The organism is Endozoicomonas sp. 2B-B (assembly GCF_053470045.1).
Genome location: NZ_JBLZMU010000001.1, coordinates 3,975,468 through 4,001,937 on the forward strand (window position 1 = coordinate 3,975,468; position 26,470 = coordinate 4,001,937).

General features: G+C 48.7%; 20 protein-coding genes. 9 read left to right on the forward strand and 11 right to left on the reverse strand.

Annotation, left to right across the window (positions count from 1 at the left end):
- Positions 1–74: 74 nt before the first annotated feature.
- Positions 75–1,769, reverse strand: coding sequence for a glutamine--tRNA ligase/YqeY domain fusion protein (locus ACOMHB_RS15265; RefSeq protein WP_448217245.1), 1,695 nt, complete (start codon positions 1,767–1,769; stop codon positions 75–77).
- A gap of 387 nt (positions 1,770–2,156) precedes the next feature.
- Here ACOMHB_RS15265 and ACOMHB_RS15270 point away from each other — a divergent pair, with 387 nt between their 5' ends.
- Both ACOMHB_RS15270 and ACOMHB_RS15275 read left to right on the forward strand, forming a co-directional pair.
- On the forward strand, positions 2,157–2,648 hold the full coding sequence (locus ACOMHB_RS15270; protein WP_422133984.1) for a peptidylprolyl isomerase: 492 nt from the start codon (positions 2,157–2,159) through the stop codon (positions 2,646–2,648).
- A 12-nt stretch (positions 2,649–2,660) separates the two neighbouring features.
- Positions 2,661–3,395, forward strand: coding sequence for a UDP-2,3-diacylglucosamine diphosphatase (locus ACOMHB_RS15275; protein ID WP_448217246.1), 735 nt, complete (start codon positions 2,661–2,663; stop codon positions 3,393–3,395).
- Positions 3,396–3,470: 75 nt separating this feature from the next.
- Here the strand turns inward: ACOMHB_RS15275 and ACOMHB_RS15280 are convergent, their stop codons facing one another.
- Entirely contained in the window at positions 3,471–4,649 is a 1,179-nt protein-coding gene (locus tag ACOMHB_RS15280; protein ID WP_448217247.1) for a hypothetical protein, read from the reverse strand.
- A 211-nt stretch (positions 4,650–4,860) separates the two neighbouring features.
- A complete protein-coding gene (locus ACOMHB_RS15285; RefSeq protein ID WP_448217248.1) occupies positions 4,861–5,487 on the reverse strand; it encodes a MiaE family protein in 627 nt (208 codons plus the stop codon).
- Positions 5,488–5,790: 303 nt separating this feature from the next.
- Between ACOMHB_RS15285 and ACOMHB_RS15290 the strand changes: the two genes are divergently transcribed.
- The 4 genes from ACOMHB_RS15290 (at position 5,791) to ACOMHB_RS15300 (ending at position 8,004) form a co-directional block, all read left to right on the forward strand.
- Positions 5,791–6,654 (forward strand): universal stress protein, encoded by an 864-nt coding sequence (locus tag ACOMHB_RS15290; RefSeq protein ID WP_448217249.1) that lies wholly within the window; start codon positions 5,791–5,793, stop codon positions 6,652–6,654.
- Between the two features lie 172 nt (positions 6,655–6,826).
- Positions 6,827–7,030 carry a beta-barrel domain-containing protein gene (locus ACOMHB_RS25750; RefSeq protein ID WP_487247190.1) on the forward strand — a complete coding sequence of 68 codons (204 nt, stop codon included), beginning with the start codon at positions 6,827–6,829 and terminating at the stop codon, positions 7,028–7,030.
- A 133-nt stretch (positions 7,031–7,163) separates the two neighbouring features.
- Complete coding sequence (locus ACOMHB_RS15295; protein WP_422133989.1) at positions 7,164–7,637, forward strand: hypothetical protein; 474 nt, start codon at positions 7,164–7,166, stop codon at positions 7,635–7,637.
- 94 nt (positions 7,638–7,731) lie between these two features.
- Complete coding sequence (locus ACOMHB_RS15300) at positions 7,732–8,004, forward strand: HU family DNA-binding protein (RefSeq protein ID WP_257254590.1); 273 nt, start codon at positions 7,732–7,734, stop codon at positions 8,002–8,004.
- 211 nt (positions 8,005–8,215) lie between these two features.
- Here ACOMHB_RS15300 and ACOMHB_RS15305 read toward each other — a convergent pair whose 3' ends face one another.
- The 8 genes from ACOMHB_RS15305 to ACOMHB_RS15340 form a co-directional block, all read right to left on the reverse strand.
- On the reverse strand, positions 8,216–9,043 hold the full coding sequence (locus tag ACOMHB_RS15305; RefSeq protein WP_448217250.1) for an omptin family outer membrane protease: 828 nt from the start codon (positions 9,041–9,043) through the stop codon (positions 8,216–8,218).
- 108 nt (positions 9,044–9,151) lie between these two features.
- Entirely contained in the window at positions 9,152–9,481 is a 330-nt protein-coding gene (locus ACOMHB_RS15310) for a helix-turn-helix domain-containing protein (protein ID WP_422133991.1), read from the reverse strand.
- A 105-nt stretch (positions 9,482–9,586) separates the two neighbouring features.
- Positions 9,587–10,813: a glycosyltransferase family 9 protein gene (locus ACOMHB_RS15315; RefSeq protein WP_448217251.1), complete on the reverse strand. Its 1,227-nt coding sequence runs from the start codon at positions 10,811–10,813 to the stop codon at positions 9,587–9,589.
- Positions 10,810–12,060, reverse strand: a complete 1,251-nt coding sequence (locus tag ACOMHB_RS15320) for a GtrA family protein (RefSeq protein ID WP_448217252.1) — start codon at positions 12,058–12,060, stop codon at positions 10,810–10,812. Before ACOMHB_RS15320 ends, ACOMHB_RS15315 begins: the two co-directional genes overlap by 4 nt.
- Before the next feature lie 228 nt (positions 12,061–12,288).
- On the reverse strand, positions 12,289–13,752 hold the full coding sequence (locus tag ACOMHB_RS15325) for a glycosyltransferase family 39 protein (protein WP_448217253.1): 1,464 nt from the start codon (positions 13,750–13,752) through the stop codon (positions 12,289–12,291).
- Positions 13,753–14,644: 892 nt separating this feature from the next.
- A complete protein-coding gene (locus ACOMHB_RS15330) occupies positions 14,645–15,931 on the reverse strand; it encodes an MFS transporter (RefSeq protein WP_448217254.1) in 1,287 nt (428 codons plus the stop codon).
- 50 nt (positions 15,932–15,981) lie between these two features.
- The gene (guaD, locus tag ACOMHB_RS15335) at positions 15,982–17,334 is read right to left on the reverse strand and encodes a guanine deaminase (RefSeq protein WP_422133996.1); all 1,353 of its coding nucleotides are present in this window, start codon (positions 17,332–17,334) and stop codon (positions 15,982–15,984) included.
- A gap of 595 nt (positions 17,335–17,929) precedes the next feature.
- Positions 17,930–19,183, reverse strand: coding sequence for a NupC/NupG family nucleoside CNT transporter (locus ACOMHB_RS15340; RefSeq protein ID WP_448218646.1), 1,254 nt, complete (start codon positions 19,181–19,183; stop codon positions 17,930–17,932).
- A gap of 299 nt (positions 19,184–19,482) precedes the next feature.
- On the opposite strand from ACOMHB_RS15340, the gene ACOMHB_RS15345 reads away from it, so the two are divergent.
- The 3 genes from ACOMHB_RS15345 to ACOMHB_RS15355 all read left to right on the forward strand — a co-directional run bounded on the left by ACOMHB_RS15345 (position 19,483) and on the right by ACOMHB_RS15355 (position 26,245).
- Positions 19,483–22,035 carry an HYR domain-containing protein gene (locus tag ACOMHB_RS15345; RefSeq protein ID WP_448217255.1) on the forward strand — a complete coding sequence of 851 codons (2,553 nt, stop codon included), beginning with the start codon at positions 19,483–19,485 and terminating at the stop codon, positions 22,033–22,035.
- 120 nt (positions 22,036–22,155) lie between these two features.
- Positions 22,156–24,552, forward strand: coding sequence for an ATP-dependent helicase (locus ACOMHB_RS15350; protein ID WP_448217256.1), 2,397 nt, complete (start codon positions 22,156–22,158; stop codon positions 24,550–24,552).
- A 493-nt stretch (positions 24,553–25,045) separates the two neighbouring features.
- The gene (locus ACOMHB_RS15355) at positions 25,046–26,245 is read left to right on the forward strand and encodes a hypothetical protein (RefSeq protein WP_448217257.1); all 1,200 of its coding nucleotides are present in this window, start codon (positions 25,046–25,048) and stop codon (positions 26,243–26,245) included.
- Positions 26,246–26,470 lie beyond the last annotated feature (225 nt).

Consider the following 26,470-nt stretch of genomic DNA (forward strand, 5'->3'; position numbering starts at 1 on the left):
CACGTTCTTTGTCCTGTAGCCCGATGATCCAGGCTGTATGCTCTCCCTGAAATGGGAGAGCTTGATTCCACTCGTCAGACTTTACTGGCCCAGGTATCCTTGAGACCAATCGTCATATTGAACACGGGTTTTTCAGAACAGTGTTCACGTCGATCGGCGACAAAATACCCTTCCCTCTCGAACTGAAAGCCCTGTTCCGGCTTCGCTTCTACCAGAGAGGGTTCAACCCAGCCTGTCACCACTTCCAGGGAAGACGGATTCACATGAGCCATAAAGTCTTCATCACCCTTGTCTGGAGCAGGGTTATTAAACAGGCGATCGTACTTACGGATTTCTGCCTGCTTGCCATGGCTCGCTGACACCCAATGAATCACACCACGAGGTTTAATACCTTCAGGAGGGTTTTCTCCCACTGTACCGGGTACATAGCTGCAGTGAATCTCAGTGATTTTGCCCTGCTCATCTTTAATTACCTGGTCTGATTTGATGACATAGGCACTGCGCAGGCGCACGTACTCACCCGACACCAGTCGCTTGAATTTTTTGCGTGACAGAGTGGTGTCTTCAGTAAAATCTGAACGATCAATATACAGTTCACGTGTAAACGGCAGTTTACGCTCACCCAACTCAGGCTTGTTAGGGTGTGCCGCTGCGGTCATTTCCTGTACCTCGCCTTCAGGCAGGTTGGTAATCACGACTTTCAGCGGATTGATAACCGCCATGGCACGTGCTGCGTTGTTGTTCAGGTCGTCACGGATCGCATGTTCCAGCATGGAAACATCAGCAATACCGTCGGAACGACTGACACCCACCATATCGGAGAATTTGCGAATAGAAGCCGGTGTGTACCCACGCCGACGCATACCGGACACGGTAGGCATACGGGGGTCGTCCCACCCTTCTACGATACCTTCATCCACCAGTCGCTTCAGTTTTCGCTTGCTGGTGACGGTGTAGTTCAGGTTCGTTCTGGCAAACTCGAATTGTCTCGGCCTTGATGGCACCGGCAGGTTCTCGATAAACCAGTCGTATAACGGACGGTGGTCCTGAAATTCCAGTGTACAGATCGAGTGCGTTACCCCTTCAATGGCATCTTCCTGACCATGGGCAAAGTCATAGCTTGGATAGATACACCACTTATCACCCGTCTGGTGGTGAGGCACCTTGCGGATACGGTAAAGAATCGGATCACGCATATTCATGTTGGGGTTCTGTAGATCAATCCTGGCCCTCAGGCTGCACTGACCTTCTTCATACTCACCGGCACGCATCTTTTCAAACTCTGCCAGATTCTCTTCTACAGACCGCTTGCGGCATTCCGTTTCAACGCCAGGGGTATTAAAGTCACCCCGGTTTTTAGCCATGGACTCGGCGTCCTGATGATCCACATAGGCCTTACCTTCTTTGATCAGGTAGAGAGCCCATTCGTAAAACTGATCAAAGTAGCTGGAAGCATAGCGAACCTCTCCGCTCCAATTGAAACCCAACCAGCGAACATCTTCCTGAATGGCATCGACATACATCTGCTCCTCTTTTTCGGGATTCGTATCATCAAACCTCAGGTTACATTGGCCATTGAATTGCTCAGCCAATCCAAAGTTCAGACAGATGGACGTGGCGTGTCCAATATGCAGAAAGCCGTTGGGCTCCGGCGGAAATCGGGTCTGAACCGATTGAACCAGACCTGCAGCCAGATCCTTTTCAATGATCTGCTCAAGGAAATTACCGGATTTTGATGGTTTGTTGGATGAAGTGTCTGTTGTGCTCATTGCAACCAGCGTCTTGGAAGAGAAAGCCCTCTCTGATACAGAAGCCCGGAGACATCAGACCGTTCAGGATCTGACTCGCCCATGCTCTAGAGGGAATGCATTATTTTACCGTAAAAAAATCTTTTGCCATCCAGAGCGATAATAGACTTTTCAATCGCCCATGGCTGTTTGGTTAACGCCTGAGACTAACATTTTCCCGTCGAAGGGTACAAGTCAGACCGACTTTTGGCTTGCGGTTTCAGTAAATAGTTTCCTGCATCTCAAGCAGCTTGATTAAGTCACCCATCGCTGTTTATTCCACTCTGACCTTTTACACCTGTCTCATAACCACCTAGAATTGGAGGTTTTCCGTTCGCGGATCATCTGAACAGAGATTACGGTAACCCTATGGTTGTACTGCACACCAATTTTGGCGATATCAAACTGGAACTGGACGCTGAAAAAGCCCCCAAAACTGTGGCTAACTTTCTGGAATATGTAAAGAGTGGCCACTTTGACGGTACCATCTTCCACAGGGTCATTGATGGTTTTATGATCCAGGGCGGTGGTTTTGAACCAGGTATGCTTCAAAAAGAGACACAGACACCTATCGAAAACGAAGCAGACAACGGCCTGAAAAACACCATTGGCACTATTGCCATGGCCAGGACGATGGACCCACATTCAGCTTCATCGCAATTCTTTATCAATGTTTCTGACAACCATTTCCTTAACCACACCTCCAAGACGCCGGATGGCTGGGGCTATTGCGTATTTGGTCAGGTCACTGAAGGTATGGATATTGTGAACAAGATCAAGGCGGCTAAAACCACCTTCCGGGCCGGTCATCAGGATGTTCCTGAAGATGACGTGTTGATTGAGTCTGCGGTCGTCGAATAGGAAGCCGATTGAATGAACATACAGTTCATTTCTGACCTGCATCTGACACCCGAACGCCCGGACATTGTCCGGGCGTTCACTTCTTTCATGCAGGAGCAGGCTTCTCAATCAGATGCTCTTTACATTCTGGGCGATTTCTTTGAATACTGGGTGGGCGACGACGCCATGGAACCCTTTCATCATGACATAGCCCGTCAACTCAAAGCCTACTCTGATTCAGGCAAGCCACTGTTTGTGATGGCAGGTAATCGTGACTTTGCCATCGGCAAGGATTTCCTGAGAATGACCGGAGCCACCTGGCTCAATGACCCCTGCGTCATTGACCTGAATGGCGAGACGGTTCTGCTGATGCACGGTGACCTGCTCTGCACGGGTGACACGCAATACCTTCGCTACCGCAAGATTATCCGCAACCCTCTGGTTCTGGGCATACTTCGCCTCACTCCACGGAGTTACCGGAAAAAACTGGCTCAAAAATTACGCAGCAAAAGCAAAAAATCCAAATCCACGAAGTCTCTGGCCATCATGGATGTCACTCCGGAGGAGGTGGTTCGGGTAATGGACAAGTATCAAGTCAAAACGCTGATTCATGGTCACACTCATCGCCCGGATACCCATGAAGTCGAGCTGGCTTCAGGTACCGGAAAACGGATTGTACTTGGCGATTGGGACCGGCAGGGTTGGGTGCTAACCTGTGACGAATCAGGACTGAAAATGGACGCTTTCTGTATCGAGCCACTCCTGTAAGTTGAGATAATACCGACCCGGCACCTACTGCTATCTATCCATCTTCCAATAGCGATGATGGCTTCTTATGGATTATCATTCGTCCTTCAGGATTCCCATTGACGTTGTAGTCATATGATCCTCCCGAACAACAAATGAAGGCTGCCATGGCCACCACCCGTTAATCTCGACATGTCTTTTCCCTGAAGACCACCTGCCCAGCGGCGTATCCCAATGATAGAATTCTGTAGTGCTGGGTATTGCATCAACAAACTCCATTTTCAGGGCCAGTTCTGTTGCATTCAATGGAATACCCTCCATAGTTCTGGTCATAAAACCAACAATATCCTGATGCAGCTCCTTCTCACCTTCCGGAGTCTGGAACTTTAAGGTTGCCTTGATAAAGTAACTCCCCTTGTTTTCGAAGATGATTTGAAAAGCTTCAATCTCTTCCATCCAGTAAGGAATGACCTGCTTGCCACTAATCGACGCAAAGGTGTATGCAACAGGAACAAGATCTTCAGTTGTGGTGTTTGGTTGACTGGGCCAGATAGTGCTGATTACATCAGTATCACCCCCGGCGCTGGAGTAAGATGCCTTTGCAGAACCATGCCCAAGCATGCTCTGTAAATTGCTGGCCTTGCCGGTAATACTCCACTGGGAAGAGTCTGAGAGTGACGCAACATTCATCCCGCTTTTTGCCAGAAGCACACTGGTTACCACTCCAAACCCCTGGGAAATGGCATCGGCTCCAGGATCATACATCTCCATATCTGCAGCGACTGATTTCAAGAAATCCATATTCTCATTGATAACCCGAAATGGCTCTTTCAAACTGTGCTCCTTTACCAGATCCCATTGAGCTATCATCGCTCCTCGTTTGCTGAACTGCCATTTAAGGTCCGTACTTACGCTCGCTTTTGATGACTGATCATTCATTGGAAATGAGGCTACCTGAGGACCTTTAACATGAGTAGTCGATATTTTCAGCTCTTCAGAAATGTCACCGGAGTCCACAGAGATTTTGGAAATCTGCTGCCCTGCAGAATGAAATATTCCAGTATCAGTATCAATCACACCGATCGCACCCGGCTTAATAGCAAGATCCAGCCCCCAGTTCCCCCAAAAGTTTGGCCTGACCTCTCGTATCAGAGCATTGAAACTATTCGACGGGTCCTCTGGGTCAAGAATCGATAGAGAAGAACTGGAAAATAACTGTCCAGCTCCAGAAAAAAAAACGATCAGCAGCAGTGATTTTCTTTTCAGCAGGGGCATTGCATATCTCCCGAAAACCAGTATCCCAGTCAAACTGAATCAGAATGAAGGTGGGAAATCAGAGATGAGAAGCCGTAAGAATAGAGTCAGTTGAAAGCACTTTACGCAACAGCTATAGAGATAAATAAAAAATTTACAGCACAGGGTAAACCCACTAAGTATTCGATTATAGACTACGAAGCTGATCTACCATTCCCTGATTGGCTACATTTCAGGCAGTAGCCGGAACGCCACTGTGAAAACGGAAGGTTTCATCAGCGGACTCAATGGCTTCCCGTTCTACTTTGGCAAAAAAAGCCACTCGCTCTTCTATGGGTTCTTCTGAAAGACTTTCTGCCAGAGTCAGGTAATCTTTGAAATGTCGACCCTCCGACTTGAGCAGTGACATGTAAAACTTCTTCAGCTCATCATCAAGATATGGGGCCAGCTTGTGAAATCGTTCACAGGAGCGGGCTTCAATGTAAGCACCAATAATCAGGGTGTCCACCATTCGAGCAGGCTCCCAGGTTCTTACGTGCTTTCTTAGCGCTCCGGCATAACGTGAAGCTGACAGGGTTCCATAAGGAATATCCCGTTTTTTTATAATGGCCAGAACTTGTTCAAAATGCCTCAACTCCTCACGAGCCAGGCGCGACATTTTGTTGAGCAACTGAAAATGCCCGGTGTAGCGATACATCAGGTTCAAGGCAGTGGAAGCCGCTTTTTTTTCACAATTGGCGTGATCAATCAGCAGAATATCCTGATTTTTCAGCGCTTCTGCAATCCATTCATCTGGCGTCACACAGGGTAAAAAAGCATCCAGTTCAGGAAAAAGTTCGGTCAGGCTCTGGTCACTCATTATTTCTATGTCTCTTAGCAACAAAATCCAAACAACCAGGTCCTGGTAAACGACCCTGATTAAGTTTGAATAAGGGTAAAAATTCAGGCACTACGTTACCTTTAAAGCTGAATGCTGTCATGGGTTGATGCCTGTTAATAGAGCCATCGTCACAAATTTCTGATTAACAAGTTAACGATATTAATGCAGATCATTTTTCCTCATCGGGCTATTCAGTTCGATCCCATTAGTCTATAAAAAAAACAGTTAGAGTTGAGACCCCCTCAGGGTTATAGAAATTCTTAAGGTATAAAGGAGCAGGCCATGCAAGGAATACAACGAATACTCGTTATTGTTGATACTCGCAAAGCCCGTCATGTCGCACTCAATCGAGCCACCCAACTGGCCAGGGCAGCCCATTGCAGTCTTCATATTCTGGCTCCGAACCCCAAACCTGACGCAACGTCTGCTGAGGTACTCTCTACACTTAGCAAAAATGTCGAGGCCGACGGTATAGAAGTCACCAGTCAGGAGTCGTGGCGAAATAACCTTCTCGACACCATTATCCATGTCAGACAGATGGAACGCAGTCATCTGGTTATCAAGGATTTCCGGCAGGAAAGCTTTATGGAAAAGCCTTTCTCTACTCCTACAGATTGGGCTTTACTGAGAAAAAGCCGGGTTCCGGTCCTTCTGGTTCGTCATGATCGTCCGTGGGAAAATGAGCCTATGCTCGCGGCCATTAAGGCCGATCCCGGAGATGCCGACCATCAACAGCTGAATAAGGCCATCATGGAAAATGCCAGAGTGGTCAGAGACTATTTTGATGCACAGCTGCACCTGGCTTCTGCCTACCCCACCATAATGCTGGCAGTATCCGCCGACAAGGGTGACGGTCAGACCAATGAGGAGCGTTACCTTCAGAATTGTCAGCATTTTGCCAAAGATTACGGGATTACCGAGGACGCTATCCACCTGGTCACTGCACCAGCGGAGACCATGATTCCGGACCTGACCCGTGAGCTGGCGGTATCACTGCTGATCATGGGCACCAATGCCCGTTCAGGCCTCAGTGGACTGACCCTGGGCAATACGGCTGAGAAGTTGGCCAGCAATATCGACTGTGACCTGCTTGCGGTTCAATCCAGACACCACATGCTGCCGCTGGAGCGTGAGCTGGAAGCCTGACCAGATTCCTGAGTGCTACTTTCTGTCAGGCCCGTCAGGCAGCGAGAAAGTAGCTTCATAGGATTAAGGTACGGATAGGCCCCGGATACATTGCTCTTATCAGGCTTGGCTCAATGCCATTGTCAAGGTGACTGCCTATATTTTTGTCATTTATGGTAGCCTCCAAAGCACAGTGGAACACGTCAGTGCCGACACGATTCGGGACGAAAACGGCAAGAGCTTCTATATTGTTCGGGTTAGAACGAAAAAAAACCATCCGGGCACTTCCGAGAACCCGTTACCGATTATTTCTGGAATGCAGACCAGCGTTGGCACTTCCACAGAAGAATATCGGTTCCGGATTACTTGCTTAAGCCGATCCGTCGTTCTGCTCTGAGAGAAGCCTGAATAGTAGGAAACTGACCAAGAACAGACAGCCTGTGACCAAAACTGGAATCCATCGGTCTTAATTCCTGATTAGGCGGCTTCCAATTTTGTAAAACGCCGCATTGAATTTGCTGAGGAAACTGATGGCCAACGAAGATTCAGTAGTAACCCCTATCACAACACATGGGGTTGAAGACCCTGACACTGGAATGTCTGCCAGACAGTTCGGAGCTCAGATCGTCGTTGATCGAACCAGACCCGTTTTTCAGAGGGAACTGTCGGATATTTCCACCAGTCACCAGCCTGTATTCCCCATCAGGCTGCACACGGCTCACGAACTTCTGCAAAGCCCTGCCCTGACCACCACTATTGATTACGCAAATTATGTCAGCGCCCCGGAACTGCCTGCCCTGCTCTGCACCCTGAAGCAGGCAGGCAGAAAGGATCTGATTGACCAGATATTCATCCGCCATAAACAGGATACCAGCGACAGCCATTGCAATTGTCGGTCCGTCGATGATCCGGCTTGCACCATCAACTATCCGGACCCCACACATCAGCCGCTTCTGGTTGTGAATTATGAGGAACAGCAATATGGCCTCTATCCTTCATCCTGAGTACGTCTGATACCAGAGATGCCCGTCGCCCATCCAGAGTTGCTCCGGGTGGGTATTCCTTCTCACCCACAGGTAATCATTGTTGAGACGCGCTATGAACAAGAAAGAACTTGTTGAAAAGGTCGCAGAGCAATCCAACCTTTCAAAGAACAAGGCGGAGCAGGCCGTCAATGCCTTCATTCAAAATACCCAGGATACCCTTGCAAAAGGGGATATTGTGCAGCTGATCGGGTTTGGAACTTTTTCAGTGGTGGATCGAGCGGCGCGCAAGGGAAGGAACCCGCAAACAGGCCAGGAAATTCATATACCCGCCTGTAAATTGCCGCAATTCAAACCGGGAAACAAACTGCGGGAAGTGGTGAAATAACCAGACAACACAAAGTTGTCTACCGCGTCACTACCCAAACCGGCTCGATCAAAGCAAAATGGAGAGGACCTGTCTGGACAATGCCAATAAGGCTTTTGTTCTGACAGGCCTTCGGTGAGCCTCTTTCATTGCAGCCAAAAATAGTTGTTTGATGCTTGGTTATTGAAAAGGCGCTTTTCAGCGCCTTTTATCAAGCAATAGTGTATACAAGCTATAAGAAGCTGTACTTTAGTCCAACCGATATTAATGAACTTTCGCTGGCTGCTCCGCCTCCGTCTTTCAAATAGAATGTTTCAAAACCATCATCGGTCTTGAGATTAATGTTTTTCTCAGAAAATTTTGTGAAAGTATATTCACTGTAAATTTTCATCCTCGGACTTAGTTGATAGGCGTAATTAAACGATAAAGAGGTGTAAGTTGAATGGCTACTGCCTTTGCCGTCATAAGTCGTATCACTAAGATGGTGCGTATCGAAGTCTTCAGCTTTAACCAGAGGGCTCCATTTTATTTGGGCACCATACTGAGACTTTCCGACTCTGTAGTCTCCACTCAATCCCAGATATAACGTTAAAAATGTTTGCTGGTATGAAACTCCAAGAGTGTCATGAGGTATAGTTCCTACATCCTCACCGAAATCGTAATTATATGAACCTCCACGTGCCTCATAGTGCATTTTTTGGCCAAACAGGCCGCCAGTAACGCCTACTTTATAATCGCTTTTTGAAAGCAGCCAATAAGAAGCACTTAGATCTATTGCAGAGGCCCTGGTTGTTTTTGTGTGAGGGTGTTTTGATATGTCAGATGGTTCAGCTATTCCTGACTCCCAGTCCCTATCTGTCAAATAGCCATTGCCTTGCGTCAGTGTCATCCAGTAGTCTGCATTAAATGTCCATCTTGGGTCTAAATCCCAAATTGCACCTAGCTTGATAACAGGGGCATTGTAAGTTTCCCAATCGAGTTGGCTGGCTCGTTCCCCGTCGATATAGACTAACTCGGTCGCCTCTCCATTTAAGACGCCCAACGAGCCTTCAAATGTCACTTTGGCATTTGCACCTGTGGCTGCAAGGGCAAAAAACGGAAATAAAATTAACTTTTTAACAACTCACCTCCGAGCATGTGAAGTGAGAATATGAGCCTCTGAAGCCGATCACCCCATGGCTCTCATGACATTAAGAATGGCCCGCTTTTTCTTCAGGTTCATTCTGTTCAGGCTGCGAATGATCTCATCATCGACTTGAGTGTCGCAGATGGTATCTGCAGGTGAAGTCAGGTACTGATTCCCCCTGCCTGTCGCCAACCATTCAAATGAAACTTCCAGAAGCTCAGCCATTTTGCGGAGATTTTCAAGACTGGGACTGCTCATTTCGGTTTCCCACTGAGCCAGAGCACTTCGGGAGACACCGATCAGATCAGCCAAAACTTGTTGGGAATAACGCTTTTCCTTGCGTGAGCGAAGAATCCTTGTTGTCAGGTTCATCCTTGAACTCTCGTCGATAATCGAAAAAGATACTTTATTAAAATTTAGTGTAACACATGCTCTGGTAATGACCGGTTGCAATTAGAGAATCCTTTCTCCCGACCCCTAACCTGCTTTCAAGATCAGGCTGTTATCCAGCACTGGCCTGAGTAAATCCAGTACTTGTCGGGAGTCAATGGCTTTCAGACACTGGTTATCGTTGCAACTGGTCTTCCTGTGATTCGCGGCACTGACACAGGGCGAACAGGGCAATCCGGCATAGATCGGAGTTGAATTCCCGAGGGCACCGTAAAGTGCGGGTGTTTCCGGACCGAATATCACAAAGGTTTTCAGTTCTGTGACGGAGGCAAAATGAGGAGGTCCGGAATCATTGGACAACATCAGTTCAGAGAGAGAGTAAAGGGGAACCAGCTCCTTAAACTCAAAAGCACCGGCACTGTTGAGACAGCGTTCATGTTTCACCCGCTGTCTGAGAATTTCAGCTTCTGGACGTTCTGCCGGAGCACCGGTAATGACCACCAGAATATCTGAGTACTCGGCCAGCAAAGTCCGAATAACGTCAACGTAACGATCTTTCATCCATCGTCTCTGGGGGAGCAGGTCACTGGCATTAGGGTTCACAAGCACCAGACGCTGAACACCCGGTTCAAAACCGACATAAAGCGATTTCAGCTTGGTGATCACCGATGATCTCAGATCACTGCTTACTTCTGCTCTGGCCAGTTGAATTGACTCATCCAATAGCTCTTTCTGATAAGGCTGATAAGGTGTATTTTGAGAAGCCCTCACCAGAGTCATAAAGTTTTTCGAAATATGGCTGTATGGGTTATACATCACCGGGTGAGTTAAGTAATTACCCCGGTACAGACCCTCTTCATGAACCCGATCAAAACCTGTCCGATTGCTGGCACCGCAGAGTCGACTCAGAATGGCTGTAAAACGTGAGAACAACTCCAGATCAATCACCGTATCAATTTTCTTTTTCCGACACCAGATCAGGAATTTAAGGCTACTGATTGCCAGGCTGAATAAATTATCCGGTTTAATCAGGAAAATATTGTCCCGATGAATGGTATTTAACAACTGCAGGCTGGTCGCATTTTTCTCAAAAATGACAAAATGCAGGGTTTTGCCCTGTCCCTTCAGCCAGCGCATGGAAGGGTCAGCCAGAATAGCACTGCCCATTTCAGACAACTCAATCAACAGTACATTGTTAGAAACCGTCTTCTGCCCCTTATGAATCCAGTCAAAAGGCCAGAAAACCAGTTTTAAAAGAAAACAGAGTGGAACACCCACATAATGATCAACCCATCGCATAGTATCTACTTTCACAGGTTGGCCCCCTTAGCTACATTGGACTTTTGTCCTGAAAAAACAAATACCGTTGCTATGGTGAAATTAAATAACATGCCCGCCAAAACACCGGATATCAGTGCCAGCTGTTTGTATTCCGTAAAGAAAGGTACAAAGGACGTTAATAAATAATAAGTTCCCCAGTTGGGGATAAAACTGACCATACACATAGTCAGATATTTACTCCACTGTTTCAGTTTTTTCTCTTTGGGGACATGGGAAAAAGTAAAAGTACGATTCCAGAACCAGTTCCAGCTGGCAGCGACCCAATAGGAACCACCTCTTGCCAGCAAGTGAGGCACTCCCAGCCACTGCACTGAGAGAGTGTAAAAACCCATATCCACCAAGAATCCACTGGCTCCTACCATGCCGAACTTGGTCAGTCTCTGCCCTGTCATAAATAGCTTGTTCAACAGGGTTCCTGATTGTTTCATGCGAGCTTCCAGCTCGTCCTGATAAAGAGAGAACATACAGTGAGCGGATAAAACCAGAGCCAGCAACGCAAGTACAAATTGTAAATACATAATCACTTTATAAGAGCGGAATCCATTGTCGTAGAATGGCAATACAGCCACGCACAACAAACCCAGAAGAATAAAGACCATCCGACTCTTAAGGCCAGATGCCACTTTACTGGCCAGGAAGTCCCCTGTCACAGCAGCAAGAATACCCACCCAGGCGCCCAGGAAAATATCAAACGGCCAATGAGCCCCGACAACAATGCGTGAGATTGCAGAAAGAATTGCAATCGAAAGAAGCAGGTATTGAGTGAGTGAATTCAAATAAAGAAACGAAAGTCCAACCAAAAGAAAAACCGTACCGGTATGCCCCGAAGGCATGGTATCTGTTTTTAAAACAGGCCCCAGGACATTAACGGCTTCAAGCCCCAGCTCGCCGACCGGACGTGAGAAGGGAAGGAGAGCTTTACCACCACTCAATAAAAAGTCACCCACCAACATGGTAAAAATAATCGCCAGCTGTTTGTCGGGCTTTTTATAAAACAACAACATAGCCAGAGGAAAGAGGAAAAAGCCATCCCCCAGGTTGGTTAATAACACCCAGAAAACAGCAGCGGGCGACTCAACACCCCAGTCATTGACCTGATAAAAAACTGAATGATTGACCTCAGTGACTAAAAACAGCGCCACGAAGGGAAGCAGAAAGCAGCTGGCTTTATAGATTGTTGAGCGAGACCGGCCAGAATCGACTCCGAGCAAATCGGACATTCCTTATATAACCTCGAAACCCTGTCAAAACAGCTTTCAGCGATAAAAATGATGATTCATCATGAACAGATGAAATTATCCAGCACTAAAAACCAAGTTACAGCAAACAGAAGAATATGCAAAGACAGAATAAAAAAACTGATGAAATCAATGTTAAAGGCAAGCCGTACAGAAAAGCACAAAAACCCCATCAATAGACCGGGGATGAGGCTTTAAATAAAACCTCAGTTACTGAGCGGCCTGACACCGATAAAACTGGAATCGATTAACCGTAATAGTGTCCAGCCCGGATTCTGTCTCATCGACCAGTATGCAGGAAAAGTTCTGTATTTTAAGGCGGCCACTCTCAGGGGCTGATTTCTTATCGCGTACCAGCAGACCATAACTACCGGATTCTGGTTTGCCGTGCCAGAAATCAAACTGGGTTAATCGGTCGGTCAGCAGTTGCACGGGTTCAGGGTAGGCATACCAGGCTATGCGACTGGCCTTGGTCCAGTTATCCACCATCAGAACCGATTCTATTCCTGCTTCTTTCTGCCACTTCTGCTTCAATAACTGCGCCTGTTCAGCCGCTGCTTTCCAGCCCACCAGGTCCTTGATGGCTGAGGTCATGAAAGGGAAAGTAGAAAGAGGCATAAAGGCCAGAAAGAAAAACACAAAGCCAATCAGTCCCAGTGACAGGATGGAAGAAAAAACAACCAGACCTTTCACCCACAAACGGGACCAGCCATGGCAGATCCAATAGGCCGACAAAGGCGCCAGTAGTGTCCAACCCAGGGCTGGCCAGTTAGGCAACACTGTGCCATCACCGGCAGACCAGCTGGTCACAGCCAGTAATGGCACAGCACTCCAGATAATCAGCCAGGAAGATGCCCTGTGGCGCTCCGGGATTCGTTTCCTGATCAGTGAAAAAATGGCCGCTATGGCGGCAACATAAGCCAGTATGGAATAGAGAAGCATTTGCGCCAATTGCATGACCAGAGCTTCTTTTAATGACCACTCCTCAACCCCGACACCACGATTAAACTGGTAAGCCAGAGATGCCCAATCGTTGTCAGCATTCCAGAGGAGTACAGGAAAAATCAACACCAGTGCTATCGAAGCTGCCAACCATGGACCGGCCTGTCGAAGCCATCTCAGTCCCTGATGCTGAATCATGAAAAGTATCATGCCCAGGGGCAGGAATACCGCCGTATATTTGCTCAACCCCGCCAAACCAAAGACGATACCCAGAGCCAGCCAATAAGGTAAACAATTGTCATGGTGGATGCGGTAAATCAATTCCAGCGACAAGAGACCAAAGACCATCAGGGGCAGATCAGGTACCAGCCCCCACCCCATCAACTGCAGAATAGGTGCCGTATTGATCAGAAAGACTGCCACCAGTCCGATCCAGACCGGACCATCAGGAAAAAGTATCCTGCTGACCCTGAATGCCAGATAACTGCTTAACGCATAAAGAATCGCAGGGACAAGCCTGACTGTAAATTCATCGTACCCCAGCGGTGCCACCAGAAGTTGTAACCAGCCCACCATAGGTGGATGATCAAAATAACTCAGGGCCGGATGAAGGGCATAAAGTGCATAGTGAGCTTCATCAACACCCAGTGGCACTCCGGATGCCATGGTTAAATGAATCAGGAGCACCGTGGTAATGATACCCCAGGCTGCAACTTGCCCTCGTTCCTGCATGAACACACCCGTTAATTATGATTGGATAAAGCGATCGCCCAAAGTTCCACTACCGATTCTGCATCACTTATCAGACAGGAGTTGAGCAAACTTCCTGAATCTGATTAAAGTATTCCGCCCGGCTTTCCCCTGTCTGATAGAGAACTCATTACTCTACGACAAGGGATGTCTAAAAAAAAGTATGTCAGAGTACCCATATCATTCTGAGACAGTGCGCTTTTTGTGAAAAATGCAGCATTCGGATCTAAGGTAGATGAACTTTTTGTTGTTGCCTCATGGGTCTTTGCTCCTGAGGTACCATAATGTGATGGCTGCAATCCCTCTCTGCCCGAAGCGCCCAAACTGGCCGGAGCAAAGTTTGTTAGTGCTAATCCGCAACTCATACAATATAACATTCTTGAAAAACTATGCCCTTGGACAGTCAACGGATAAAAAAGTTCATAGCTAGCCAACCGTCTTTACGCTGGATCACACATAGCCGTTCTCTTCCTTGGACTCATTCAGCAACGGTATCTCATAGCGAACGAAGTGGTGCTGCACTTCATTGGACTGGTAATCGAATATCCGGACTTTGCCCCCTGCGACAGGTTAAAACTCAACAGGCTAATCGCAATGCAATTGCTGATCCTTTTGTTCATTGAATAATCTACCGTAACGGCCGCTCTGGCATTAAACACCCTGACTAGCAGCCTGTCGGACTTAAGACTGTCCTACTCGGCAACTGCTCCTGCGTTGCTCTAGCTCCTGCATCCATGCAGTCGTGCGGTTGCAATAAATTGGTCTAAAAATCCCTGTTTTTTCGTCAAATAGCTCGCTATTCTCCTCAGAAACAGAGATTTTTATCCTCAATTTCTTGCAATCCTCGCTACGGACGCTTAAGTCCGACAGGCTGCTAGGCCTGGCTTTCGTGAGGATAAGTCTCTCGCAGGAACAGAAATAGGAAACACGCCAGAGCCAGGATTAGTGGAATACACACCAGGGCCCATTGATAGTTGACGACGGTTTGCGCGGCATCTCCTTCTATATCGGCTATCCGCGCCACCAGCCCTGAGCCCGACAGGACCCGACCAGGAATTGCCATGATGATACCGCCCACAATGAACTGCACCGCATTCACAACGGCGGCCGAGGTGCCAATGAGGTGTGGCTCCACCAACTCCGCAGCAATCGGAAAGTTCAGCATGGACGCACCAGCCATCCATCCCCAGGCGAAGAAGAAGATATTCGCTTGTTGCGGTGACATGGAAGGATTTAACAGAATGAATAGAATGGTCAGTAGCTGGAGAAAGCAGCCAATGAACATGGTTTTCCTGCGGCTACGGAAAGTGTCTGAGAGCCAACCCCAAACCGGCGCGCCCAGTGCGAGTCCACCCCACATCATCGAGCTGGTGAAAAACGCGTCAGTCTGCCCCATACCCGCGACCATCAGGTACTTGGGACCCCAAACCACCCCCATAGACAGCATGGTGCCGAAAGTCGCACCACCAATGAGAGCGTTGATCCAACTGTCCGGGATGGATGCCACCTCGTTGATCGCATGCACCACATCGTGCAGGAATTTACGCCCCCCCTCCCAGGGAATGAGGTGCTGGTCCTTCCGTGTCGGATCTCGCATCACGATAAACATAACTGCCGTCAGAGCTGTTCCGCCCAGAGCAAGGCCATTCAATACGTTGTTCCAGGGTAATTCCTGTACTAGGCTGCCCAGCACACGCTGGCCAATAATTGCTGCGGCGGACGCCACAAACTGTACCCAGCAGAACATAATTCCGTACTTGGCAGCACCGAACCAGCTCCCTCCGGTAAAGCCGGCCCCGACAAAGCCGAAGGATGCACCCAAGGCCATCAGCACCTGCCCCAATACCAATACTTTGGGGCCATCCGCATTGGCAAAAATTAACCCCCCAACCGAGACAAAGCCCGCTGCGATGGGCAAGACCCAGCGAATGCCGAAGCGATCCAGGATAGAGCCACTGGAGAACTGCACCACGGCAAATGCCCAGGTATAGATAGAGCCAATCAAACCCACCTGGGCCACCGTCAGCGAAAGATCTTCCTGCATGCCCACGCTGGTGATGGCATAGCCCGTCTGGAAGGTGAAAACAAAAACGACAAAAGCGGTTGCCAGTAGCCAGTTGATCCAGGCCTGTCCACCACCCAGGGTGCTTTGCCTACTCATGCTGATACTCCTGTCTGGCCGGGTTTGATGGAGAGCTATTTCATTTCATGTCATGCTTGTGTCTCACTGGCTACTCGCTGGTACACGCAATTGCCATTGACGTAGGTCGCGCGTGCAGTGCGATCATCGCCCAGTGTCATGAGCACAAACAAAACCTCGTCCAGGTCGTTTGCGTACTTCAGGCGATAATCCATTAACGGGGTTGCCTTTAGATCCAACACCGCAATGTCTGCCTCCATCCCGACCGCAATGCTGCCGATCTTGTCATCAAGGTACAGGGCATTGGCAGCGCCACGGGTTGCCAGGTAATAAGCGTGATGGGCACTCAGGGAATAACCACCCATTTGCGCGACCTTGTAAGCCTCGTTCATGGTGACTAACTGGGAGAAATTGGTGCCAGCACCGAGATCGGTTGCCAAACCGACCCGAATCGGCCGCTTGCTGTCCATGGCAGTTTCCACGCTGAACAGGCCACTGCCCAGGAACAGGTTGGAAGTTGGGCAGTGGGAAATCGCCGTTCCGGTATCGTGCAGGATCTGAAATTCCTCTTCAGTCAAATGGACACCGTGGCCAAGAATGCTGCGCTCACCCAGCTGCCCGTAATAGTGGTATACGTCCAGATACCCGGTACGCGCTGGGTACAGTTCCCTGACCCACTCAATCTCACCCAGATTCTCCGACACATGGCTTTGCAAATAAGTACCGGGGTGCTCTTTCCATACAGCCCCGGTCATCTCCATCTGCTCAGGAGTACTGGTTGGAGCGAAACGCGGCGTAACACAGTAGAGGCTGCGCCCCCTGTTATGCCATCGGGCAATCAGTTCCTTGGTCTGGTCGTAGCCGTTCTGCGCCGTGTCCATCAGTTCCGGGGGCGCGTTGCGGTCCATCAACACCTTACCTGCGATATTGCGCATCCCCAGCTTCTCGGATTCCTCGAAGAAAGCATCCACCGACACCGGGTCTACGGTGCAGAAGACACAGGAGGTGGTCGTGCCACTGCGCAAACCCTCTTGCAGGAACACTTTCGCGACTTCCAGGGCATGCGCCTTGTCCCTGAAGTTTTGCTCGGCAACAAAGGTGTATTTATTCAGCCAGTCGAGCAACTGCTTGCCATACGCACCAATGATTTCCGTCTGCGGGTAGTGCACGTGGCAGTCAATGAAACCGGGGACAATCAGGGAATCTCTGTAGTTAGTGACTTCTATGCCCTCGGGCAAAGAGGGCAGGACCTGATCAGCAGGACCAAAAGCTGAGATCTTTCCGTCCTGCATCACTATCACACCGTCGGGCTCGTGGACGACACACTCTTCCAGCGGCGACTGGAAGGGGTCGTCCCGGTAGGACAGGACCGAGCCTCTTACCGCACATGGCTCACCGACACCCGGGGAATGGCTTGCAGACATAGCGTTTCCCTCAACAGTTGCTAGTTGCTTGAAACAAGAAACTTACGAACTAGATGGCGCAACTGTCGTTATAGCTCCAGACTGGGAAAACGCAAATCCCCGGATATATCTTCCTTTGAAAAAAACCTCTACAAAACAGAACATTTCAAGGTAGAAGTTTCGTAGTTTCATCGAGCAAGGGCACAGGTAGTGATCACTCCTTCTTTTCATACGGCCCCTGGCTTTCTGCTTTTTCTCAACCGACTTTTTCTTGCCCTGCCTTTTCTCGCGCGGCACACCCTCAGGCATATCCACAGTCGAGTCACTGTCATAGATTTCGATGCGACCTATTGATTCGGCGTCAATTTCTGACTTATTGGCAAACAGGATCCTTTGCCCTTCCCGTTCCGGTCTGCACCTGATCCAGCAGGTTAGGCCCGACAGCAGATGGAGAATCGTCATGGTCTGAGAAGCAGAGGGGGTCTTGTAGCCCATTTGAAATAGCTGAATGTTAGCCCTGAAAACCCAATCAATAGAAGAGAAAATATAGAAAATAGCGGAGTCAGTCAGGAAGAATTGAATGAGCCGTTGACTACGACTCACCCAATAACGGACTTTAAACGGCCAAGGCCAGGAACAGACCGGCAATAGTGGCACTCATCAAGTTAGAGAGTGTACCCGCTACCACCGCTTTCAGACCAAAGCGGGCGATGTCCTGACGACGGTCAGGCGCCATAGAGCCCAGACCACCCAGCAGAATAGCAATGGATGAAATGTTGGCGAAGCCACAGAGGGCAAAGGTCAGAATTGCCTGAGAACGATCAGACAACAAGGCAACACCGGCCTTGGCTGCTGCTTCAGCATCGACGTAGTTAGCCAGACTGCTGAAAGCAACAAACTCGTTAACGATCACTTTCTGACCCAGGAAGCTGCCTGCAGTCAGAGCTTCAGACCAGGGTACGCCGATCAGGTAAGCCAGAGGAGAGAAGGCATAACCCAGGATCAGTTCTATGGTCAGGTCAGGATAACCCAACCAGCCACCAACCCAACCCAGCAAACCGTTAAGCATGGCAATCAGGGAGATGAAAGCCAGCAACATGGCACCAATCATGGCAGCCAGTTTGAGACCACTGGCAGCACCCGAAGCAGCAGCATCAAAAATATTAGCTGGCTTTTCTTCAGAGCCCTCCTCGTCAATGTCGTCTACGTCATCATGAGGTGTCTCGGTCTCAGGCTTGATAATTTTTGCCATCAAAAGGCCACCCGGAGCCGCCATGAAACTGGCAGCAATCAGGTACTTAAGCTCAACCCCCATACTGGCGTAACCCACCATAACTGCACCGGCAACAGACGCCAGACCGCCCACCATAACGGCAAACAGTTCGGACTGAGTCATACGGCTGATGAAAGGACGAACCATCAGAGGTGCTTCAGTCTGACCAACAAAAACGTTAGCAGCAGCTGAAAGCGATTCTGTGCGACTGGTGCCCAGTAATTTGTGCAGAGCGCCGCCAAACAGTTTGATGACAAGCTGCATGATCCCCAGGTAATACAGCACTGCCACCAGAGCAGCAAAGAAGATAATGACAGAGAGAACATGGACAAAGAAGATAAAGCCAAGCTTGAAGCTGGCCAGTCCTCCAAACAGGAAACCAATACCACTGTTAGCATATCCCATAACAGCATTAACGCCGTTGGTAATGGCTTCCAGAATGTATTGTCCGGCAGGGATATAAAGAACGAATGCGCCGATACCCGCCTGAATAGCAAATGCCCCACCCACGGTTCGCAACTTTATCGCTCTGCGGTTGTCCGATAATAATATTGCAATACCCAATAGGACTGCGATTCCCAAGAGACTTATAAGCATGTGTTGCACGGGGATGGTCACCTTAAAACGGATTTTTGGGGCATTATACTTATATATTTATTGGCTTTAATAGAAAGTAATTACCGAATAAAAACATAATAATGACACACCCTGTGTCCCGTAGAATTCGCCTGTAAACGGATACAAAGATTTCACTCAATCTGCCGACGACTCCGGCAACCTGCAAAATTGCTACAAATCTGCTCTCTGACTAGAATCTGATGTTGATGATATTCTGATGTAATGAAAGACAACTTGATTCTGTCCACTAAATGATTTCTTAAGAATTGGATCTCATCATGGGATACTGTTCAGAACGCTTTCTGGTACTCGCCTTTCTCACCTTAATTGGATTATTAGAACCCCGGATTTCGACGGCCCAGGTAGCCTGTCCAAGACTACCTTCCTTTGGTGATCTGGCCGAAGGAGATTACACGACATCACCCAGTAGTTGCATTTTCAATGGGGCTGCACATCCGAACAACGGGTTTTCTGTCATCAATCGTTTGCAAAGCAAGCGGGTTTTTATCGGCTTTGGTGAAGCAGGTGTGCCCAATTTTAATATCTCCGACTATTCAGGCAGCTGCGCGGGACAAGGTTGCGTCGCACCTACCCATTTCAGACCGGGCTTCTTTTACGAATGCAATCCAGACCTCGGCTCTTGCACTATCAATCACGACTACATTCAGGACAACGGACAAATTGTCAACTTGAATTTCTCGGTCCCTTCTGGCTCGGAGGAGATAACGCCATTTGTCGCAAATGGTGGCAGATTTGACATTACTGCGCCGGTTTTTTCGGGGGTTCCCTCTGACATCTACGTAACCGCTCCGGCGGGACAGACGTCATACGTCGTTACGTTTGCGTCACCCACTGCAACAGACAATACCGATGGCCCGGTGACACCAACACTAACCTCCAGCCCTACTCCCGGATTGAACAGCGGAAGCGCCTTTCCACTGGGTGTAACGACCCTTACGTATACCGCGACAGATCGTGCGGGTAACATAGCGGCCTACAGTTTTGGTGTGGTCGTTACGACTTCACCACATGTTGACAAGACCGCACCCGTTTTTTCGGGGGTTCCTTCAAACATATACAAAACCGCCCCAGCAGGTGAGACCTCAGCCGTCGTAACATTTACATCACCCACTGCAACAGACGATGAAGATGGCCCGGTGACACCAACACAAACATCGAGCCCTACTGCCGGCTTAAACAGCGGAAGCGCTTTTCCATTGGGAGTAACGACCCTTACGGATACTGCAACAGATCATGCGGGTAACGTCGCGACCTGTAGCTTTGATGTAATCGTCTCGGCTTCACCACTTGGCTCAATAACACTTGTGATCCGGTCTGACGTCGACGGTACTTTCTTTATTCGGTCGTCAGCTCCTGACTTGAACACTGCCATTCCGGTCAAATCCGGATCGGGCAGTTCCGGAGCCATTCCTTTGCCTCCCGGCAGTTATCCCATAAACTTTTCGGCACCGGATGGTATCGGGGTAGAAGGTGCTACATGCGACAATCCCTCAGGCGTTCTGGACGTACAAAAACAAACTGGTACGCTCTTGCTTACCTCTGCGGAATCGATTGTTTGCACGATTGATGTGAAGGACTCGCGGCGCGCCACAACGCATCAGATAGAGCAATTTCTGGAGGCGCGGTCCAGGCTGATCCTGCAACACCAACCCGATGTCGTCCGGCGCATCAACAGACTGGAAAATAGCATGCCAGGAACTTCTGGCATCGAAGGTTTCGGCTTTGCATTCAATGCCGGGAGCTTGCCATTCTCAGCGCGCCTCGGAGCAGATCGGGTCAGTTTTGCCTACAGCAGAAGCAATGCGCATTCGCATGCGTACTCACCTGGTTTACACGCTAATCTTCAGCAGGTTCTTGCAAATATCGATGTATTAATCGCGACATTAGGGTCTGACCAGCGGGTCGGTAGATCGTCCTCAGTTTCAAAAACAGGGCTGTCTCTGGATGACTTTCATCGCTCTCTCGAAAATCCAGACCCTCGACCACAATTCCCAACCGCAGTTGGCAAACAGATTATGCTTGCAGCCAACTCTGAGATCCCGTTTAAGTTCGACGTTTGGACCGAGGGACAAATCAGCAGGTTCAATTACAAAGAAGGTGATGGCAGTTTCGGAGTTCTTCATATTGGTATGGATTATTTGTTCCAGCCAAAGCTTCTTGTTGGTCTTTCCGTTCAGGGTGACTGGACGGACTTAGAGTATTTAGTCCCTGGTAGTGAAGCAGAAGGTGTTGGGTTTCTGGTCTCTCCGTATTTGACCACAGAGCTGTCAGACAATTTCTATGTCGATGCCCGTGCTGGTTGGGGTAAAGTAGAGAACAGGATTTCACCCTTTGGCACCTATCGGGATTCGTTTGATTCTGAACGCTGGCTCGCAACTGCTGCGCTGATCGGAACCTGGCAGATACAGGAAACTCGAATCACGCCAGAGGCAAGACTGTCCTACTACAAGGAAAAAAGTGATGACTATCTGGATTCGTTGAACGTAGCCATTTCTTCGGTTGAAGTCGAAACCGGCGTTTTTCAGTTTGGACCAACGGTCAGAAAAGACTTCAAAATGTCCACGGACACTCGTCTGTCACCCTTTCTCACGTTTGAGGGAATCTGGACCTTCAAACAAAAAAACTCTGCACCAGTTCCGTCCGGTTCATCCGGCCTGGCTGGTGAGGGTTTTAGAGCAATGCTCAAGACCGGCATTAACCTCTACAGCAGCAACGGTGTCAGTTTTTATTGTTCAGCCTATTATGACGGAATCGGCGATGGCGACTTTGAAGCCTCGGGATTAGACCTGCGTTTTGATCTTCAGTTTTGAAAGGTGTGAAGCCTGTAGAAAATCTGGTTCGATAAAGTATTCATAAGTATGCACTCCTGAGACCATTATCTGGTACTATGATTACTCTGTCCGATAGATCCCCACTGGCGTATTGATTGTATGGAACTGACCGGCCCTCAACAGAGGGTAACCCGGCATGTAGATGGACATGCCCTTTGCATAGCCGTGGCCGGTTCAGGTAAGACCACCACCCTCTCCTTTCTCATTCATGAGTTGCTGAACCAGGGGGTTCCTCCCCGACGCATCATGGTCATGATGTTTAACAAATCAGCCCAGCTGGACTTTACCCGCAAGCTTCGAAAGCGCTGTCGACAGTGGCCGACACTTCCGATAGTCCGGACCTATCACTCAACAGGCCTGAAACTTCTGAAGTCGCTGGAAGGCTGGGGATTGAGAGCGACCTACAATCACCGCCCCCTGACAGAGAAAGAGATCGAACTGAAAGTCCGGGAACTGCTGCTGGCATTGGCACCTGACGTACTGCAAGACCGGATCAAAGCAGACAGCGCCCGTTACATTGAAGTGGCCAGCAGTTTTATCGATAACGTTAAAGCCAGTCTTAACGCCCCCTGCGAAGTTCTGGAACAGGCAGACTATCCTGATTATTTTCGATTTCTGGTGGAACTCTTTGAGGCCTTTGAACAGTGGCGCCACCAGCATCAAAGAATAACCTTCACGGATATGCTGTACGACACAGTCTGTTTGATAGAAGCCAACCCGAATGTCATCCCCCGCATCACCAACAAAATAGATCGAATCATAGTAGATGAATATCAGGACACTTCGACCCTGCAACACCGATTGACCCGTATCATCGCTGGTGAACGGGCAAAAATGATTGCCGTGGGCGATCCAGATCAAACCATTTATGAATTTGCCGGAGCCAATATCCAGAATATTCTCCGGCATTTCGAAGCCGATTACGCCAGCACCGATGCCGTTCATGAGTTGACTCTGCCTCATACTTTTCGCTATGGCCACGAGATCGCCATGGCAGCCAGTCACTTGATCAGTCGTAACAAAAACAGAAAAGATGTGATCTGTATTGCCCACCCGGACAACCCGGATTCGAGTATCTCAATCTCGCAAGGGGCAGGCGAAGATACCGAACGGGTATTGGCCACTATCCAGCAACATATTTCCAACTCCGACTCCCGGATTGCTGTGCTTTTGAGGGTCTGGGCACAATCCGTCCCATTGGAGCTGAGACTGCTGGCAAACGGTCTGTCTTACCAGTGTGAAGGCCCTTCCCTATTTGACCGTCCTGAAATATCAGCCTTGATCGCAGCCCTCAGAATGGCCTCAGGCGAGTTGCAGCACCTGAACCCTGCCGTTCGTTCCGAGATATTGACTTCGCTGTTTACCCTCCCTCACCTGGGCGTTAAAGCAGCCCTGTTAAAACAACTGGTTGCCCGCCTTCAGGAACAGGATCAGCAATGGGGAAAAGAATTGGGTCTGCTAGCCAGCAAAGTTTCAGGAATCAGTGATTATCAGCGTCAGAAGCTTTACGACAGGGGTGAGATATTACAGTCGTTGGAAAAGACATCCGATCAGCAACCTGCTGCTGAATTACTGCAAGGCTACATTCAACGCACAGAGCTCAGGGAAAGCCTGCAATCCATGAGCCTTAATGATCAGAGAACGGAAGAGCAACTGCTGGCCATCGATGGATTCCTCAGCTATCTGAGAAAAATGAACCTGACCGTCAGGGAAAGCTGCCTGCATCTGGATGAATTGAGATCCAAACAGAAAACACCATCCAGAACCTCGGGACAAAAGACCGCTCACGGAACCGAACAGATCGTGATCAGCTCCTGCCACCGGGCTAAAGGGCTGGAATGGTCGACAGTATTGATTCCGGGACTGACCTCAAAATACTGGCCGTTCAAAAGAGAAGATGAACTGACCCCGGGCAGCAGCGAAGATCTGGAAAGTGAACGTCGACTGCTCTACGTAGCCATGACCCGTGCCAGAGAAAAACTCTACCTGTTTACCAGCAACGGATCTCTCCAGCCCAAAGCCAAAAGCTGGATGGATAACGGCTCACAACAGATCAGCCAGTTCCTGAAAGAGATGCAGGTCCCTCACGTCAAATCCGTTTGCCAGTCACTCAACCAGGCCTCAGAGGATGAACTGGTCAACCAACTCAAGAAAAATGGCCTGAGTAAAGCAGCACGTCGATACTTTCAGGCAATAAAGCCGAACCTGGCACAAAGGATTGAAACCATCCCTTCACTGGCAGAAAAGCATCGCTCAAAGCCTTCCGCTTCGTCTCACAGTCCGGCCTATCTGTCAGCACGACAAAACATCTTACGCAGGGAAGTACCGGAAAATGCCCCATGGCAACTTAACCGGAGGTTGAAACACAGCATTTTCGGGAAGGGTAAAGTCATTGAAGTCAACGACACTAACTTTGTCATCCTGTTTGACAGCGAGAATAGCGTAAAAAGGTTTGCCCGCAATCAGCAGGTTCTGCATCTGTTCGAGCTGCTCTGAACGCTTCGCAAAGTTACATGTCAGCTGACTTTTTTCTATGCTTGAGCAACTCAGCCTCATGCCAATGAATGGAGAAAATGACATTGCTGTACTATAAATCCTTCTGAAAAACAGAAGTGGCCAAAAGCTGGCGCATTACAGGCTGCCAGTGCATACCGATCAGCTTTTCGCAACAGAAATATAAGCCAAACCAGGGGGACATATAAAGCATCTGTCGCCCATGAACCTTAAGTACCTGGCCAGTTGGTTTCGCATATTCTGGCGAGTGGATTTTTTCATTCTACAAGGCGCGACGACGGGCGCGTAGCCATAGCTACGCAACCAGAGTTGGAACGCAGAAGGGTGGAAAAAGCCGCCGTCCAGAATATGCGAAACCAACTGGTTAGGTATTTATGCTGGATGTAATCAAAGTAACTGTGTACTCACGATAGGTAGGGTCAGTCTGGTATTTTGTTTATATCAAAACCGACTACCCGAATTAAGGGCATAAATAATGAAAGCATCCGGTAAATCACTACCACTGTTTTTGTGCTTGCAATTTTTATGTTCAATCGCCTATTCGGGCCTATCAAAACAAGAACAATTAAACTTATTGAGCCACTACAGCAATACAACGTTAGTTGAAGATGGCCTGAAACTGGCAACCAGCAGTTCCGGGCTGGTGATTTCCACCGTGATCAATTATGGATTATGGTACAGCATCTGCAGATCACCCGAAGTGATCTCTGCCCTTGTGGGTCGCTCCGATCTGTCAGGCACAGAGCAAAATGAGCAACTGGAGTTCAAATCTTCCTTTTGCAATCAACTCGCAGCTGTTGTCACTTCCACTGAGATTGCATTAGCAGGACACGTATCGCTCTGGCCGCCTGAGACACCCTGGTGGCAGCCGCTGCGGTTTGTAGCAACAGCATACAGCGGTTATCTGGTGTACACTGACCAGGATCCATATTATGGGCTCATAACGACTGCTGCTTACTTAACCCATGAGGTAATGGCAAGAACGGTAGCCGCAATCTACGCTGCACGTGCTTTAAGGTATCAGGATAGAGGCAAAATCGAACCTTTAGATTATGCCCGTAGTGAATATTCCTTCTTGTCAACAATGGCAGGCACGATGGTCGGGACAGCAGCTTATAACAGGATGGTCAGCAGAGGAGCTACAACTTTTGATGCAATCTCTGCATACCTGATATCGGCTTTATTGATAGAGCAAGTATTAGCAATAGGCTCTTCTTCAGCACATAATTCAGGCGCTGTTGATTCAGTCGAGGCAGAAGCAAAAGCCTTAGCCGGAATTGGAGCCATAACGGGTTCACTAGCCACAGGCATAACCGGAGTCGCAACTGTTGGGTTGTCATCAGATGTTTACGCGTCCCTAATCACATTCGCCAAGCTGTTCATATCTATGACCAAGTTTCAATTCATAGCCAAAGACGCAGTGCTTGCCGGAATCATAGCCGGAACCGGATACAAGCATCTTCTGGTGATACAAAGCTTCGTTCTGGACTCAAACCATTTATGGAGAAACATTGCTGTTACCATATCTCCTGCATTGGGAATCGCTCTGATGAATGGTTTTTCAAAGAATATTCTTTATGGTCACACGCTTGAAGAAAGTTTGACAGAAACTATCCGAAACCAATGGCAGAAATTTCATGCTCCTTTGCGTTATCTGCACACCTTGTTTAACTGACAGATAGCTGATTCGGGAGACTATCAATGGGCATTGGCAGAACAGTCAACTCCTGACAATAAATGGCGAAAGATCCATTATTGTACTATAAATTCCTGTTGAATTAGTAAAGCCCGTAGTGCTGAGAACGCATGACAGGTTCCTGCATGTGCCAAACAGGTTTCTTAACTGGAAAGTTCAGCCAAAGGAGGGTGAATATAAAGCATCTGCCACTTATAACCCTTA

Coding starts and splice junctions, on each gene's coding strand:
- ACOMHB_RS15270 (WP_422133984.1), top strand. CDS start 2,157: ATGGTTGTACTGCACACCAATTTTGGCGATATCAAACTGGAACTGGAC.
- ACOMHB_RS15285 (WP_448217248.1), bottom strand. CDS start 5,487: ATGAGTGACCAGAGCCTGACCGAACTTTTTCCTGAACTGGATGCTTTT.
- ACOMHB_RS15340 (WP_448218646.1), bottom strand. CDS start 19,183: ATGCTTATAAGTCTCTTGGGAATCGCAGTCCTATTGGGTATTGCAATA.
- ACOMHB_RS15350 (WP_448217256.1), top strand. CDS start 22,156: ATGGAACTGACCGGCCCTCAACAGAGGGTAACCCGGCATGTAGATGGA.
- ACOMHB_RS15275 (WP_448217246.1), top strand. CDS start 2,661: ATGAACATACAGTTCATTTCTGACCTGCATCTGACACCCGAACGCCCG.
- ACOMHB_RS15280 (WP_448217247.1), bottom strand. CDS start 4,649: ATGCCCCTGCTGAAAAGAAAATCACTGCTGCTGATCGTTTTTTTTTCT.
- ACOMHB_RS15325 (WP_448217253.1), bottom strand. CDS start 13,752: ATGCAGGAACGAGGGCAAGTTGCAGCCTGGGGTATCATTACCACGGTG.
- ACOMHB_RS15345 (WP_448217255.1), top strand. CDS start 19,483: ATGGGATACTGTTCAGAACGCTTTCTGGTACTCGCCTTTCTCACCTTA.
- ACOMHB_RS15310 (WP_422133991.1), bottom strand. CDS start 9,481: ATGAACCTGACAACAAGGATTCTTCGCTCACGCAAGGAAAAGCGTTAT.
- ACOMHB_RS15320 (WP_448217252.1), bottom strand. CDS start 12,060: ATGTCCGATTTGCTCGGAGTCGATTCTGGCCGGTCTCGCTCAACAATC.
- ACOMHB_RS15290 (WP_448217249.1), top strand. CDS start 5,791: ATGCAAGGAATACAACGAATACTCGTTATTGTTGATACTCGCAAAGCC.
- ACOMHB_RS15355 (WP_448217257.1), top strand. CDS start 25,046: ATGAAAGCATCCGGTAAATCACTACCACTGTTTTTGTGCTTGCAATTT.
- ACOMHB_RS15295 (WP_422133989.1), top strand. CDS start 7,164: ATGGCCAACGAAGATTCAGTAGTAACCCCTATCACAACACATGGGGTT.
- guaD (WP_422133996.1), bottom strand. CDS start 17,334: ATGTCTGCAAGCCATTCCCCGGGTGTCGGTGAGCCATGTGCGGTAAGA.
- ACOMHB_RS15330 (WP_448217254.1), bottom strand. CDS start 15,931: ATGAGTAGGCAAAGCACCCTGGGTGGTGGACAGGCCTGGATCAACTGG.
- ACOMHB_RS15265 (WP_448217245.1), bottom strand. CDS start 1,769: ATGAGCACAACAGACACTTCATCCAACAAACCATCAAAATCCGGTAAT.
- ACOMHB_RS15300 (WP_257254590.1), top strand. CDS start 7,732: ATGAACAAGAAAGAACTTGTTGAAAAGGTCGCAGAGCAATCCAACCTT.